Below are 15,536 nucleotides of genomic sequence, written 5' to 3'. Positions count from 1 at the left end.
CCGCGACGGTAGGCCGCCGAGCCGCGGACGACAACGGAGTTTCGCCGGAGAACGGGGCCCGCGCGCGGTTGTGTGACGCCGGTGAAATGTTCCAGCCATGTATTGACATACGTCCGAAACGATTCGTAGCTTGGGCGATCATTTAGATTCGTGAAGCGAGTTCACGGATATGAACGGAGAGTGCCCATGGGCGATCGCCGACGACGTCGCCGCCTGGCTGCCGCGGTCACCGTCACGGGGCTGATGTTCGGAACGGCCGCCTGTGGCTCCGGTTCCGACAGCGCCGGTTCCGGGGACCCGAACACGCTTGAGGTGTGGACCCGGAGCAATCCGGACGCCGCCGCGACCTACGAGCGGGTCTTCGCCGCCTTCACCAAGAAGACCGGAATCAAGATCGACTATCAGCCGGTCGTCAACTTCGACCAGCAGCTCCAGAGCCGGGCGTCCACCAAGGACCTGCCCGACGTCATGATCAACGACACTGCTCTGATGGGCAGTTACCAGGCCCAGGGCCTGCTCGAGCCCATCGACCCGAACGCAATCGCGGGCCACGCCCAGATCACCGCCAAGACCTGGTCCTCCACCGTGGGCATCGACGGCAGGCACTACGGCATCCCGTACTCCCGCCAGGCCATGACCCTGATGATCCGCAATGACTGGCTGCACAAGCTCGGTCTCGAGGCGCCCACGACCTGGCAGGAGATGCTCACCGTCGCCAAGGCCTTCGCCACCCGCGACCCGGACGGTGACGGCAAGGCCGACACCTACGGCATGGTCGTCCCGGGCAGCGCCCAGAACGGCTACGCCGCCTGGTGGGGCGCCAGTTACCTGTGGCAGGGCGGTGCGAAGATCATCGAGCCGGACGGCGACGGCGGCTACCGCCCCGCCATGGACTCGGCGGCCGCCGTCCGGACCGTCACCTGGATGAAGGACAACCTCTTCTGCGGCGCCAAGAACGTCGTCCAGCCCGGCGCGCTGACGGCCATCACGGCCAACGCCACCAACTTCCAGGACGGCAACGCCGGCATGTACCTCACCGGCCCCTACAACATCTCCACCTTCACCGACGCCCTCGGCAAGGACACGTTCGACGTCGTGGCCGCCCCCGCCGGCCCGGCCGGCTCCGATGTGCTGGCCGATGGCGAGAACATCTACTTCGGCGCCAAGACCGGCAAGACGAAGCAGGAGCAGGCGCTCGCCGCGTTCCTCGTCTCTCCCGAGGGACAGCGGCTCGCGATGACCGGTAAGAACCAGCCCGTCGTCCGCATCCCCGTCAACTCCGCGCTGGACGCGGCGAAGGTGCGGGACGACGCCCGCTGGAGCGTCGTACAGAAGGCCTACGAGGACGCCTCCGAGCAGTTCCCGAACGCGCCGGACTTCGCCCCGATCAAGCAGGACACCGCCGACAGCCTCAACGCGATCTTCACCTACTGCGGCAGCGACGTCCGCTCGAGCCTGAAGGAACTCAACGACACCCTCGCCGGTGACCTCAAGGACCAGGACCTGTTGAAATGACCGCCACCGTGACACCGCCCGCGGCGCGCAGAGCCCGGGTCCTCAGCAAGCGGGCCGTCCTGCCGTGGGTGTTCCTCGCCCCCGGCCTGCTGCTCGCCCTCGTCTTCAAGTTCCTGCCCATGGGCAAGGGCATATGGCTGAGCTTCTTCGACGTACGGCCCTTCCTCGGTGACCAGTGGGTCGGCCTCGACAACTACACCCGGGTCCTGACCGACCACCGCTTCCAGGACGCGATCGGCCACACCCTGCTTCTCGGACTCGGCCAGTCGCTCGGCGCCATCGTCGTCGGCTTCTTCCTCGCCCTGCTGCTGGAGGGCCAGGCGCGCTCCCTGAAGATCGTGCGCACGGCCGTCTTCCTGCCGGTCGTCACCGCTACCGCCGTGGTCGGCGAGATGTGGCGGCTGCTGTACTACCCGACCTCCGACGGTCTGATCAACCACGGGCTCAGCTTCCTCGGCCTGGGGCCCGTGCAGTATCTCGACAACCCGAACACCGCCCTGTGGGCGACGATGGTCATGGCCGTCTGGATGCTCGCCCCGTACAACATGGTGATCATCCTCGCCGGTCTGGCCGGCGTGGACCGCACCCTGTACGAGGCCGCCGCCATGGACGGCGTCTCCCTGTGGCAGCGTCTGCGCCATGTGACGCTGCCCGCGATCCGCCCCGCGCTCGGCATCGTCCTCACGCTCGCCGCGATCCGTGGACTGCGCGTGTTCACGGAGGTGTACGTCCTCACCGGCGGCGGCCCGGCCGGGTCCACCGAGGTCTGGATGACCCGCGCCTACACCCTCGGCTTCACCCGCAACGACATCGGCGGCGCCTCCGCGGCCTCCGTGGTGCTGCTCTGCGTGACCCTGCTGCTGACCGTGACGGTCAACTACTTCCGCAAGAGGGGAGACGTGCGATGAGCGCACCCGCCATCGACCCGGTCCGCACGTCGGTGCCTGGTTCACCGGCCGGGAAGGCCTCGGCCAAGCAGCGGGCCACCCCCGCCCGCTTCGACACCGCCCTCGGCTGGAACGACCGGCCCGGTGTCTCCTGGGCCCTGCGGATCCTGCTCTGCGCGATCGCGCTCGGGATCTTCGCGGCGCCCTTCCTGACGATCGTCTCCGGCGCCTTCACCGAGCACGCCAGCGGCTCGTCGCTGTCCTTCCTCCCGCACGACAGCACGCTGCAGAACTTCAAGGTGGCGGGCGAGCGCGGCATCTGGGACTACTTCGCCAACTCCCTGGTCATCGCGGGCGGCGCGCTGCTGCTGCAACTCGCGGTCTCCGTGCTCGCCGCGTACGCGCTGGCCCGGCACAAGTTTCGCGGGCAGGCGCTCATCCTGACCCTGTTCATGCTGACGATGATGCTCCCCGAGGAGGTCATCGCCATCCCGCTGTCCCTGGTCCTCGGCCACGTGCCGGTCGTCGGCCTGGACCTGAAGGGCACCGCCTGGGGTGTGGTCCTGCCGCTCGGCGCCTGGGGCTTCTCCGTGATGCTCCTGACCGAGTTCATGAAGGACATCCCCACCGAGATCGAGGAGGCCGCCCGGCTCGACGGCGTCGGCGAGCTCCGCATGCTGTGGCAGGTCGTCCTGCCACTGTGCAAGCCCGCCCTCGGCGTGGCCGGCGTGCTCGGCTTCGTGATGATCTGGGACCAGTACCTGCTGCCCCTGATCGCCGCCAAGGACCCCACCGACTACACGGTCACCGTCGCCCTGTCCATCCTGCGCACCGACCCCGAGGTCGCGTCCGGGGTGGTGCTCGCCGGTGCGGTCATCGCCCTGGTCCCCAGCCTGATCGTCTACCTGCTCCTCCAGCGCTCGCTGGTCACCGGCATCGCCGCCGGCGCCACCAAGGGCTGATCCCCCGCTGACCCCACCCCCCCCACACTCGTAGTTACGAGGGAGACATGAAGTTCCAAGGAGTGCTGTTCTTCCCGGTCACGCCGTTCACCTCGGACGGCTCGCTCGACGAGGAACGGCTCGGCCGGCACATCGAGGCGGGCGTCGCGGCCGGCGCGGGCGGCGTGTTCGTCGCCTGCGGGACCGGTGAGTTCCACGCGCTGACGTCCGACGAGATCGAGCGGGCCACCCGGGTCGCGGTCGAGACGACGGCGGGGCGGGTGCCCGTCCTGGCCGCCGCGGGCGGACCCACGCCGGTCGCCCGCGACCAGGCCGCCCGTGTCGAACGCGCCGGCGCCGACGGCATCCTGCTGCTGCCGCCGTACCTGGTGAGCGCGCCACAGCAGGGTCTGCTGCGGTACGTCGCGGAGGTCACCGCCGCGACCTCGCTGCCGGTCATCTTCTACCAGCGCGGCACGGCCCGGCTCACCGAGTCCACGGCCGCCGAGCTCGCCGCCCTGCCGAACGTCATCGGCCTGAAGGACGGCATCGGTGACACCGAGCGGATGCACCGTATCGTCCGGGCCGTGCGCGCCGTACCGGGCGCGGAGGACTTCCAGTTCTTCAACGGTCTGCCCACGGCGGAGATGACCGCGCCCGCCTACCGCGGCATCGGCGTCGGCCTGTACTCCTCCGCGGTGTTCGCCTTCGCCCCGGAGATCGCCCTGGCCTTCCACCGGGCGCTCACCGGGGACGACGAGCGGGCCGTCAGTACGCTCCTCGACGAGTTCTACGGCCCGCTCGTCCAACTCCGCGACGAGGTCCAGGGATACGCCGTGGCGCTCGTCAAGGCCGGAGTCACTCTTCGCGGCCTGGACGTCGGCGGCGTACGGGCTCCCCTGATCGACCCGACGCCGGAGCATGTCGCCCGGCTCGCGAAACTCATCGACCACGGTCTGGAGGTGGTGCGGGCATGACCCGCATCCAGGAACTGGTCGTCACTCCGATCGCCTTCGGCGACCCGCCGCTGCTCAACTCCAACGGCGTCCACGAGCCCCTCGCGCTGCGCGTGATCCTCCAACTCGTGCTGGAGAACGGTACGGTGGGCCTCGGCGAGTCGCCGGGCGGCACCGCCCGCCTGGAGCGACTTCACGCTGCGGCGAAGGTGGTCGTCGGCATGGACGTCTTCGACACGACGGCCCTCTCCGCGGCGATCGACGCCGCCCTGCTGCCGACCGTGCCCAGCTCCCACGAGCGCGGCTGGACCACCTCGGCGGTGGAGGTGGCCTGCCTCGACGCGCAGGGCAAGCTGCTCGGCCGCCCGGTCGGCGATCTGCTCGGCGGTACGGTCCGCGACTCCGTGCCGTTCGCCGCGTACCTCTTCTACAAGTGGGCCGAACACCCGGCGCTCGACGGCCGCGCGGCCATCGGCGACGACTGGGGGGAGGCGCTGAACCCGGCCGGGATCGTCGAGCAGGCCCGGCTGATGCAGGAGCGGTACGGCTTCCGCTCGTTCAAGCTCAAGGGCGGGGTCTTCCCGCCCGACGAGGAGATCGCCGCGATCAAGGCGCTCGCGGAGGCGTTCCCCGGGCAGCCGCTGCGCCTGGATCCCAACACGGCCTGGACGGTGGAGACGTCGAAGTACGTCACCCGTGAACTCGACGGCGTACTGGAGTACTTGGAGGACCCGACCAAGGGCATCCCCGGCATGGCCGAGGTCGCGAAGGACTCGCCGATGCCGCTCGCGACCAACATGTGCGTGATCGCCTGGGAACACCTGAGGCCCGCGATCGAGCAGAACGCGATCCAGGTCCTGCTCACCGACCACCATTACTGGGGCGGACTGCGCCGCACCCGCGAACTGGCCGCGGTCTGCGAGGCGTTCGGGATCGCCCTGTCCATGCACTCCAACTCGCACCTGGGCATCAGCCTCGCCGCCATGACCCATGTCGCCGCGGCCATCCCGAACCTCGACCACTCCTGCGACACGCACTACCCGTGGAACTCGGCCGACGACGTCATCGTCCCCGGTGCACTGGAACTGCGCGACGGCGAGGTCAAGGTCCCCACGGGCCCCGGACTCGGCGTGGAACTCGACCACGACGCCCTCGACCGGCTGCACCGGCAGTACGTGGAGTCCGGGATGCGCGGCCGCGACGACACGGGCTACATGCGCCGGATCCAACCGGACTACGAGCTCAGGCTGCCGCGCTGGTGACATGGGTCGGCGGCGGTACCGCGTGCCCAAGACACGGTGACCGCCGCCGGCGCGTCAGGCGGTGCTATGGGCCTCACCCCCGAACAGGACGCCCTGGCCAAGCGGCTGCTCCGCCTGCTCACCGCCAACGTCAGCGCCGGCTGAGGGGCGACCCGCTCCGTACACGTTCACTCGTTGCGCAGCACCTGCGCGATCGTCAGCCGTGCCGCTCTCCGCGCCGGGATGTACGCCCCGAGGGCCGCGATCGCGACGCCCGCGGGGGCCAGGGCGAGCAGGGCGGGGGCCTGCCAGACGTCCGTCATGTCTGAGGGCAGGGTGAGGTCCACGGCGTTCGCCATCCGTGGGATGACGAGCTGGTGACCGGCCATGCCCAGCGGGATGCCGAGCACGGATCCGAGCGCGCCGGGCACCGCCATCGAGGTCACCGTCATCACCGTGACCTGCCGTGGTGTCATGCCGATGGACTTGAGCATGCCCAGGTCGCGCCGGCGGTCGCGGGTGTTGAGGACGACCGTGTTGAAGACGCCGAGCGAGGCGACCACGGCCAGCATGAGGGTGAGGACCGACGCGGAGCCGATGATGGTCTGCGTGGTGGTGTTGGGGCCGACCGGGTCCGGGCTGATCCCGGGGTCGGCGGCCCTGGCCGCGCGCACGTAGGCGGCCGGATCCGCTCCCTCGCGGAGCTTGACGTGGTAGGCGATGGGCTTCTCCTGGGGGGCCAGGGCGGTCAGCGTCGACTGGTCGCTGACGACGAGTCGACGATCGTTGTGCATGTACTCCCCGACGATCACCGCCGCCTCGTGCCGGTCGCCCTTCTCCAGGCGGAGGCGGTCGCCGACCCGCAGGTCGTTCTGGCGCAGGAAGGCAGAGCCGGCGACGACCTCGCCGGTCCGCAGCATCCACCGGCCCTCGGTCAGCACGCTGTCCAACTGCGGCCGGTCGCCCCGGCGGCCTTCGAGCATCACCTTCTGCGCGGAGCCCGCCATGCGTACCTCGACGTTCGCCCGCGCGGTGATCTCGGCCGCGCCGGGCAGGGACCGCAGCAGCGACTGGAGCGCGAGGTCGCCGTGCGTCGGCCGGATCTCCTTGCCGTCCTTGTACTTACCCACGTACACCGTGACCTGGAAGGTATCCCGGCCCGCCTCGCCGAACCGGGTCATCGTCGTGGCCAGGCCGGTCGCGAACGTCACGGTGGTCACGCCCAGGACCACGGCGGCGAGTGTGAGGGCACTGCGGCCCGGCCGGGCGAACGGCAGACCCACACCCAGACTCACCGAACGCGGCAGCCTGCTGCCCGCCAGCCGGCGCTGGATGCCCTGGGCGCGCCCGGGGCGCGGGGCGCTGCCCGCGCTGATCGCCCGCGCCGCGGACAACCGGTGGGCGCGCACCGCCGGGGCGAGCGCCGCGAGGGCGCACACGGCGGGCATGCCGAGCAGGGCGAGGACGTTCACCCACGGCGCGACGGAGACGTTGCCGTGGAGCACCCCGGCGTCCGGCCCCGTGAAGACGAACTCGAACAAGGGACGCGCCACCAGGTTCCCGACGGCGGTGCCGAGCACACAGCCGACGACCGCGGGGACGGAGATCATCGTCAGGTAGACGCCGACCACCTGCCCCGGCGTGAAGCCCAGGGCCTTGAGGATGCCGATGTGCCGGAAGCCCGAGATCACCGCGCCGCTCACCACGTTGGCGACGATGAGCACCGCCACCACCAGGCCGAGGATGCCGAAGGCCATGAGATAGGGCGTGTACGCGCGGGCCGAGCTGCCGATCTGGTCCTTGAGGGTGAGATACGACCGGGAGGCGGTCAGCGCGTCCCGCGGCAGCACTTCGGTGACGGTGTCCAGGGTCGCGCGAAGCCGGTCCTGTGACGAAGCGTCCGTGAAGCGGAACAGCATCTGGGTGGCCGTGGGGTGCAAGGCCTCGATCTGCTCGGGGGCGACCCAGGCGTCCGCGGTCCCGCTCAGGCCGAAGGCGAATCCGACGACGGTGAGGTCCGGGGCCGACGGCACCCGGAGCTTCTTGCCCAGATCGTCCGCGGTCCAGTCGGGGTCCCGGTTCAGGACGACCTCGCCTGGCTTCGTCGCCCAGCGGCCCGCCCACAGGTCCAGCCGGTCCACGGGGCCGGCGGGGTCGTCCCGGCCCACGACCGTGAGGGCGTTGCCGAGGCCGAAGTTCATCGTCTCGCGGGGCAGGTCGACCGTGGCCTGGGCGAACGGCCCGGCGGCGGCCTCGACGCCTGGCTGTCGGGCCGCCCGGTCCAGCTGCGCGTCCGAGACCTTGGCGGGATCGAAGGCCGCGATGACATGGGGGCCGCGCTGCTCGGCGAAGGCCTTGTCGAACGGCGCCGAGGCCGCGTCGACCAGACCGAGCGCCACCACGATCGCCGCCGTCGAGGTCAGCGTGACCAGCCCGATCACGAGCGTCTGGAGTCTGCGCCGCCGCACCGCCGCCCGTGCGGCCCGCCACACGGCCCTCATGCGGACGGCTCCAGCGTGTGCTCGCCGGTCACCCGGCCGTCGGTGAACTCGACCAGCCGGCTGGCGCAGCGCCGGGCGAGGTGCTCGTCGTGAGTCACCAGGATCAGCGTCTGGCCGATCTGGTTGAGGTCGAGCAGCAGGTCCATCACCTGCTCGCCGGAGCGGCTGTCCAGGGCGCCGGTCGGCTCGTCGGCCAGCAGCAGGGCCGGGCGGTTCATCAACGCCCGTGCCACGGCGACGCGTTGCCGCTCCCCGCCGCTGAGCACCGCCGGGTAGGCGTTGCGGCGGTCGGCGATGCCGAGCTCGTCGAAGAGTTCCAGCGCGCGACGGCGGGCCTGCCGGGCCGGGGTGCCGGTCAGCTGCGCGGCCAGGGCGACGTTGTCGAGCGCCGACAGGTCGTCGACGAGGTTGAAGAACTGGAAGATCATGCCGATGCGGCGCCGCCGGTAGAGGGCGAGGCCCTTCTCGCTCAGCTCCCCCACGTTCTCGCCGTGCACGACGATCGTGCCGCCCGTCGGACGGTCCAGGCCGGCGATCATGTTGAGCAGCGTGGACTTGCCGCACCCCGAAGGCCCCATGACCGCGACCGCCTCGCCGGCCCGGATCTCCAGCGACACACCGTCCAACGCGGTCGTCTCGCCGTACTCCTTGCGCACACCGTCGAGCCGTACGACGGCGGCGGTCTCTCCCCTGGTCTCCCCGGTGATGCTCTGCTCTGTGATCATGTGCAAGACGCTACGGAGGGGAGCGCGGCCTGAACATCCCTCCACGGATGGCTGTTCGACCACCCCTCATCCTGGAGATGCAGGGCCCGAAATCCACAGGCTGATGCGGATCCGTTGAGGGTCTGCCAAGGTGATCCTCGTGTGGAACGGGGAGACGAACGCGCTGATCGCGGCGCTGGGGGTGGCATGCGCGGCCGTCGTGTGGCTGGCGGCGGCGCTGTGGCGCATGCGGCGCCGGTGGCAGGCGGCCGTCGGGGAGCGCGGCTGGCTGCTGGAGCGGGAGCGGGAGAGTGCGGCGCAGGCGGCGATCGCGGCGGAACGCGACCGTATCGCCCGGGAGTTGCACGACATCGTCAGTCACAACGTCAGCCTCATGGTCGTCCAGGCGGGCGCCGCCCGCGAGGTGCTCGGCACGATGCCGGACGAGGCCGCCTCGGCGCTGCGGGCTGTCGAGGACGCGGGGCGCGGCGCGATGACCGATCTACGCCATCTGCTGGGGCTGTTGGCACCGTCGCCGAGCGGCGAGGACGCGGAGTACGAGGAAGGGGGCGACGACGTGGGCAGTCCTGTGGAGCTGGCACCGCAGCCCGGGCTCGACCGGCTCGGTTCGCTCGTCGACCGGATCTCGTTCGCCGGACTGCCCGTCGAGGTGCGGATGTCCGGCGAGCCGCGCCCGCTGCCGCAGGGGATCGACGTGACCGCGTACCGGATCGTCCAGGAGGCGCTGACGAACGCGCTCCGGCACGGCGACGGGGGCAAGGCCGAGGTGACCGTGCGGTACGCGGACCACGCGCTGCGCGTGGAGGTGCTGAACACCGGTCCCAGCGTGCTGACCGGCGAGCCGCGCCCGCGGACGGCCCCCCGGCAGCGGCAGGGCGCGGGACGCGGACTGCTCGGTCTGCGCGAGCGGGTCGCGGTGTACGGCGGTGACCTGGACGCCCGGCGTCGCCTCGGCGGTGGCTACCGGGTCCGGGCGCGCATCCCCCTGAACCGCCCGTGACGGCCGCCGAGCGGGCTCCCCGCGTGCTGATCGCCGACGACCAGACCCTGATCCGGACCGGCTTCCGGCTGATCCTGAACGCGCGGGGCATCGAGGTGGTGGGCGAGGCGGCCGAGGGCGCGGAGGCGGTGGCGATGGCCCGCGAACTCGGGCCGGACGTGGTGCTGATGGACATCCGCATGCCGGTCATGGACGGACTGGAGGCCACCCGGCGCATCCTGCGACAGGCCCCGGACTGCCGGGTGCTGATGCTGACCACCTTCGACCTGGACCGCTACGTCTACACGGCGCTGTCCATCGGGGCCAGCGGCTTCCTGCTCAAGGACGTCACCCCGGAGCACCTGGCGGCGGCCGTACGACTGGTCGACACGGGCGACGCCCTGCTGGCCCCGTCCATCACCCGGCGCCTGGTGGAACGCTTCGCCTCGGAGCCCGAGCGCCCTTCCGCCGTACCCGCCGACCTCGCGGCCCTGACGCCCCGCGAGCTGGAGGTCCTGACCCTGCTGGGGCGCGGCCTGTCCAACACCGAGCTGGCCGCCCACCTGACCCTGAGCGAAGCCACGGTGAAGTCCCACGTGGCCCGTATCTTCGCCAAACTGTCCCTGCGCGACCGCGCCCAGGCCGTCGTGCTGGCCTACGAGACGGGGCTGGTCAGGCCGGGCGGGCTCGCCGACCGGTGAGTGCCTTCCCTCGAGGGCTCCCCATTGCCTAGCGTGCGGCCATGGATCACGACCAGGAGCAGTCCGTACGGCACTTCGACCACTGTCCGTGGCTGTTCGCCGAGGAATCGACCGAAGAACAGCGCCTCGCCCAGCAGAAGCGGCAGCAGTCGATCGGCGGCGACAGCTCGATCGGCGAGCGGTGTTACGTCGCCGAGTCGGCGGCGGTCTTCCCGGACCGACTGCGGCTCGGGGACAGCTCGTACATCGCCGCTCACGCCTATGTCACCGGGGAGTTGACGACCGGCGCGGACTGCACGCTGAACCCGTTCACGACCGTGCGGGGCAGCGTCAGCCTGGGCAGCGGTGTGCGGATCGGCGCGCACACCTCGCTGCTCGGCTTCAACCACTCCATGGCTCCCGACCGGCCGGTCTACCAACAGCCCCTCAGCAGCCGGGGGATCAAGATCGGGGACGACGTGTGGATCGGCTCCCACGTGGTCGTGGTGGACGGCGTGACCATCGGCGACCACTGTGTGATCGGCGCCGCGGCAGTGGTGACCAAGGATCTGCCGGCCTGGACGGTGGCCGCCGGGAACCCGGCCCGGCCCCTGCGTGACCGGCGGGACAGCCCGACGCCCCCCGCGGCCGGCACGGATCTGGGCCGCTTCGCCGACACCGTCCGCGCCCAGGCCGCCGACCTCCTCGCCCGGTGCTGGGACGGCGACCGGTACGTCGACCGGCCCGGCGCCGCGCCCACGGTTCGGGCGCACTGCGACGCCGTGGAGATCGCCGACCTGCTGCTGGGCCGCGCTCCCGAGCAGCTGGCCGCGGATGAGCACGCCGGGCGGCTGGGGGCGCTCCAGGACCCGCAGACCGGCCTGGTGCCGGAGTTCGACGAACCGCTGTCGCTGGACGAGGGCTTCCCCGGTGCGGGAGCGGCGCTGTACCACGTCCTCTGTGTCGGATACGCGCTCGACCTGCTGAGCGCCTCCTTTCCGCATCCGGTGCGCGGAGTACGGGAGATGACCGCCCGTCAACTGGTCGCCCGGCTGAAGGCGTTGCCCTGGCGTGACGGCGCGTGGGGTGCCGGTGCCTGGATCGACGCGTGGGGCACGGGCGCCCACTGGAGCCTGCGGCGCGACCCGGACGGCGGCACGGAACCGGGGGCTCTGGAGGCGCTGTTCGGCTGGCTGCTCACCCGTGCCGATCCATGGACGGGCATGTGGGGCACCCCGGGCACCCCCTCGTCCGAGTCGGGACGGCTCCAGGTCGTCAACGGCTACTACCGGCTGACGCGCGGCTCGTTCGCCCAGTTCGGGCTGCCCGTGCCGCACCCGGAGCGGGTCGTGGACGCCGTGCTGGATCACTCCCGCGACTCCCGGTACTTCGGCGCGGGCCAGGAGAACGCCTGCAACGTACTGGACGTGGCCCATCCCCTGTGGCTGTGCACCCGGCAACTCGGGACGGGCGGCGGCGACGGCTACCGTACGGCCGAGATCCGCGCCTGGGCCGAACGGCAGCTGTCCGCTGTCCTCCCCCGCTGGCGGGACGGACACGGCTTCGGCTTCGGCCCCGGCACCGGCGGACCCGGCCCGGAACCCGGGCTCCAGGGCACCGAGATGTGGCTGGCCATCATCTGGTACCTCGCCGACCTGCTGAGCCGCTCCGACGAACTGGGCTATCGCCCGCGCGGCATCCACCGTCCCGAGCCGGCCAGGTCGGGTCTCTGGCCCCTTTCCGATTCCGAGGAGTGAAGTGGTGACTGGAAGCGGGGAGCAGGCCGTCGTGGTGACCGGCGGCAGCGGTTTCGTCGGCAGTCATCTGGTCCGGAGGCTGCTGGAGCGGGGCTTCGAGGTCCGCACCACCGTACGGAGCGTCGCGAACCCGGCGAAGGTGCGGCCGCTGCGGCGGATGCAGGAGGAGTTTCCCGGCCGACTGGCCCTGTTCGAGGCGGATCTGCTGCGGGAGGGCTCCTTCGACGAGGCGATGAGCGGTTGCCGCGTGGTCTTCCACGTGGCGTCGCCGTTCTTCATGCCGGAGAAGATCAAGGACGGCCGCAGGGACATGGTCGACCCGGCTCTGCTCGGCACACGCAACGTGCTGGCGAGCGTGGACAGGACGCCGACGGTGGAACGGGTGGTGTTCACGTCCACCGTCGGCGCGATCTTCGGCGACTACGCCGACGTCCTGGACATGGCGGACCAGGTGCTGTCGGAGAGGTACTTCAACACCACGAGCACGGTGGAGAACAACCCGTACCACTACGCCAAGACGCTCGCGGAACGGGCCGCCTGGGACGCGGAGGCGGCCCAGGACCGCTGGCGCATGGTGTCCGTCAACCCCGGTCTGATCCTGGGCCCTTCGCTGGCCCCGGCATCGGAATCGGGCAGCCTCTTCCTCCTGGAGGAGCTGTTCAAGGGTTACTTCTTCTACGGCGCACCGGACTTCAGCTTCACGACGGCGGACGTACGCGAGGTGGCCGAGGCGCACATCGCGGCGGCGGAGAACCCGGACGCGAAAGGGCGTTACATCGTCGCGGCGCGGACGATGACGTCGTTCCACGAGATGTCCCGCGTCATCCGGACCCGGTATCCCCGCGACCTCCGCCTCCCGCGCACAGCGCTCCCGCACTGGCCGGTACGGATCCTGGGCCCGGCCTTCGGTCTGACCCAGGACTACGTCCGCAAGCACCTCGGCATCCGGTTCCGGGTGGACAACAGCAGGAGCGTGCATGAACTGGGCGTCACCTACCGCCCGATCGAGCAGACCGTGCTCGACCACTACGAGGCATGGCGGAGGCAGCGGAGCGGAGGCTGAACACCGTTGCTTTCAAGGGCTGTCGGAGCGTCAGGACGAAGGTCACAGACATGTATCGGACATTTCACCCTTGAATCTTCACACCAGTCACACAAGTTGGCTAAGTTGGCGATCGGACCGCACGACGTCCCCCCGGCGAACCCCGCCGCGTCGCGCGACCTCGGTCGAGTCATCGTCCGCCACACCGGACACCCGGCTCGATCGGCGAACCACGGAAGGAGTACGTCTCCATGGCGCCGGAGCGAAACCCGCGCCCCGGAGGAATCAGCCTCCCGGGCATGCGCAACTCCGCCCTCGCGACAGCTGCCCTCACCTCCGTGGCCGCCCTTTTCTCCCAGAACGCGAGCGCCACGCCCTCGACGGCAGAGGACGGAGCGAGCCGCGACGAGGTCCAGCAGCGGGTCGCCAGTCTCTACGACGCGGCCGAAACCGCCACGGGGAACTACAACGCGACCCGCGCGACGGGGGCGCGCAAGCGCGCGGGCTCCACCACCGACGGCGGACGCGGCCGCGATGCGGCCGCCGGCCGTGGTGGTGCGGTCGCCGATGACGGGGGCCGGCGCGGCGGTGCGGCCACCGATGGCGGGCGCGGACCCGCCGGTTCGACCACCGACGACGGGCCCCGGCGCACCGGCTCGAGGATCGGCGAGGCGCGCGAGGGCACCGACCCCGCCCCGGCCGATGTCGCCAGGCAGTGGTTCGACGTGGGGCGCGCGAAACTGGGTCCGACCGTCCCGGCGGCCCTGCCCGCCGACAGAAGGCCGGCCCGCCCGGCCGAGTCACGCCCCGCGCGCCCGGCCGAGCGTCCTGCGGGACGTCCGGGGAGCGACCTTCCCGCTCTTGAGCGGGCGACGGCCGACCGCCTCGCCCCGGAGCTGACCGCCAGGTCCGTCCCGGCACTGCCGCCCGCGCCGCAGGCATCGCAGGAGACCCCCAAGGCGCTGCCGGCAGCCGACGCCGAGCCGGCCCAGTCGCCCTTGCGGGCCGCCAAGCAACGCATCCAAGGCAAACTCGCCGCGGCCCGCGACCTGCTGTCCGCCCACGCCTCCAACACCTCTCAGACAGCGCTGATGAGTACCCCGCTCGCGGCGATCGAGCCGGCCCAGGCCGAGGACACCTGGGGCACCCCGGCCGTACAGACTCAACCGACCGAGACGACGTGGCAGTACCAGCAGCCGACCGGCTACAGCATGGGCATGGGCATGGGCATGGGCATGGCAGTCGACACGGGCTTGCCCGGCGACAAGGGGCTGTCTGTCGGCGCCGGCCTGTCCGTCGGCACCGGTATGCCGATGGATACGGGCATGCCCAGCGACACGGGCCTGCCTGTCGACACGGGCAGGCCTATCGCTGCGGACCTGCCTGTTGGCGCCGGCATGCCTGCGGGTACCGGGCTGCCCATGGACGCGTCCCTATCCCTGGACACCGGCCTGCCCTCCGGCACAGCCCTGCCCGGCGACACGAGTCAGTTCGCTACCCCAGGCCTCCCCAGCGCCCCAGCCTGGCCCGCCGGCCCGACGCCGCCCACCGACACGGGCCTGCCCGCTTCCCCGGGCCTGCCCGGCGACACGCGCGCACCCCTCGCCACACCCCTGCCCAGCAACACAACCTGGCCCACCGCCCCCACCCCGCCCACCGACACGAGCCTGCCCACATCCCCAGGCCTGCCCAGCGACACCCGCACCCCCCTCGCCACATCCCTGCCCAGCAACACAACCTGGCCCACCGCCCCCACCCCGCCCGCCAACACGAGCCTGCCCACCGCCCCGATCCTGCCCAGCGCACCAGCGCAGGCCGCCACCACGCCCGACCCCACCCTCCCCGCCACAACCGCCCTCGACATCAACCAGGTACCGCCCCCCGGCCCCACCGGCCAGGCCGCCAAGGCGCTCGCCTTCGCCCGCGCCCAGATCGGCAGGCCGTGCGTCTGGGGCGCGGCCGGGCCGGACTCGTACGACTGCTCCGGCCTCACCCAGGCCGCCTGGAAGGCCGCCGGCGTCGCGCTTCCCCGCACCGCACTCGCCCAGGCCGGCTCCGGCACGGCGGTCTCGCTCGCCGACATGCGGCCCGGGGACCTGGTCTTCTTCTACGACGACATCAGCCACGTCGGCCTCCACCTCGGCAACGGCATGATGATCCACGCGCCAGGCCCGGGAGCGTACATACGCGAGGAGTCGATCCTCTACGCCGGCGAGTCGGCGATCCGCGGCGCGGTACGGCCCGCGTGAGCCCCGCGTAACCACTGATCCACAGCGCGGGCGTCCCACGGCGGCCGCCGGGTGATCCAGCCG

General features: G+C 71.4%; 11 protein-coding genes and 1 pseudogene. 10 read left to right on the top strand and 2 right to left on the bottom strand.

Annotated features, from left to right (window positions below; all coding sequences use genetic code 11):
• Positions 1 to 186: 186 nt before the first annotated feature.
• The 5 genes from ABT063_RS34985 to ABT063_RS34965 are packed head-to-tail and all read left to right on the top strand — an operon-like array spanning position 187 to position 5,561.
• Positions 187 to 1,515, top strand: coding sequence for an ABC transporter substrate-binding protein (locus tag ABT063_RS34985; protein ID WP_351064086.1), 1,329 nt, complete (start codon positions 187 to 189; stop codon positions 1,513 to 1,515).
• Positions 1,512 to 2,423 (top strand): carbohydrate ABC transporter permease, encoded by a 912-nt coding sequence (locus ABT063_RS34980; protein WP_351064084.1) that lies wholly within the window; start codon positions 1,512 to 1,514, stop codon positions 2,421 to 2,423. Before ABT063_RS34985 ends, ABT063_RS34980 begins: the two co-directional genes overlap by 4 nt.
• Positions 2,420 to 3,364 carry a carbohydrate ABC transporter permease gene (locus tag ABT063_RS34975; RefSeq protein WP_351064082.1) on the top strand — a complete coding sequence of 315 codons (945 nt, stop codon included), beginning with the start codon at positions 2,420 to 2,422 and terminating at the stop codon, positions 3,362 to 3,364. The genes ABT063_RS34980 and ABT063_RS34975 overlap by 4 nt, the downstream gene beginning before the upstream one ends.
• Before the next feature lie 47 nt (positions 3,365 to 3,411).
• Positions 3,412 to 4,320, top strand: coding sequence for a 5-dehydro-4-deoxyglucarate dehydratase (locus tag ABT063_RS34970; protein WP_351064081.1), 909 nt, complete (start codon positions 3,412 to 3,414; stop codon positions 4,318 to 4,320).
• On the top strand, positions 4,317 to 5,561 hold the full coding sequence (locus ABT063_RS34965; protein WP_351064079.1) for a glucarate dehydratase family protein: 1,245 nt from the start codon (positions 4,317 to 4,319) through the stop codon (positions 5,559 to 5,561). The genes ABT063_RS34970 and ABT063_RS34965 overlap by 4 nt, the downstream gene beginning before the upstream one ends.
• Before the next feature lie 167 nt (positions 5,562 to 5,728).
• Here the strand turns inward: ABT063_RS34965 and ABT063_RS34960 are convergent, their stop codons facing one another.
• Positions 5,729 to 8,041: an ABC transporter permease gene (locus ABT063_RS34960; RefSeq protein ID WP_351064077.1), complete on the bottom strand. Its 2,313-nt coding sequence runs from the start codon at positions 8,039 to 8,041 to the stop codon at positions 5,729 to 5,731.
• Positions 8,038 to 8,766, bottom strand: a complete 729-nt coding sequence (locus ABT063_RS34955; RefSeq protein WP_351064075.1) for an ABC transporter ATP-binding protein — start codon at positions 8,764 to 8,766, stop codon at positions 8,038 to 8,040. Before ABT063_RS34955 ends, ABT063_RS34960 begins: the two co-directional genes overlap by 4 nt.
• 139 nt (positions 8,767 to 8,905) lie before the next feature.
• On the opposite strand from ABT063_RS34955, the gene ABT063_RS34950 reads away from it, so the two are divergent.
• From ABT063_RS34950 to ABT063_RS34930, 5 genes and pseudogenes are all read left to right on the top strand, one after another.
• Positions 8,906 to 9,766 (top strand): sensor histidine kinase, encoded by an 861-nt coding sequence (locus ABT063_RS34950; protein ID WP_351064073.1) that lies wholly within the window; start codon positions 8,906 to 8,908, stop codon positions 9,764 to 9,766.
• Positions 9,763 to 10,446 carry a response regulator gene (locus ABT063_RS34945; protein WP_351064071.1) on the top strand — a complete coding sequence of 228 codons (684 nt, stop codon included), beginning with the start codon at positions 9,763 to 9,765 and terminating at the stop codon, positions 10,444 to 10,446. Before ABT063_RS34950 ends, ABT063_RS34945 begins: the two co-directional genes overlap by 4 nt.
• Positions 10,447 to 10,487: 41 nt before the next feature.
• Positions 10,488 to 12,182, top strand: coding sequence for an acyltransferase (locus tag ABT063_RS34940; protein WP_351064069.1), 1,695 nt, complete (start codon positions 10,488 to 10,490; stop codon positions 12,180 to 12,182).
• Between the two features lie 4 nt (positions 12,183 to 12,186).
• Positions 12,187 to 13,245: an NAD-dependent epimerase/dehydratase family protein gene (locus ABT063_RS34935; RefSeq protein WP_351064067.1), complete on the top strand. Its 1,059-nt coding sequence runs from the start codon at positions 12,187 to 12,189 to the stop codon at positions 13,243 to 13,245.
• A 1,874-nt stretch (positions 13,246 to 15,119) separates the two neighbouring features.
• Positions 15,120 to 15,473 (top strand): annotated as a pseudogene (locus ABT063_RS34930) (C40 family peptidase); the annotation flags it as partial.
• Positions 15,474 to 15,536: the final 63 nt, after the last annotated feature.

This window comes from Streptomyces sp. NPDC002838 (assembly GCF_040295365.1).
Classification (GTDB): Bacteria; Actinomycetota; Actinomycetes; order Streptomycetales; family Streptomycetaceae; genus Streptomyces.
This window is presented reverse-complemented; position numbering and strand designations above follow the sequence as displayed.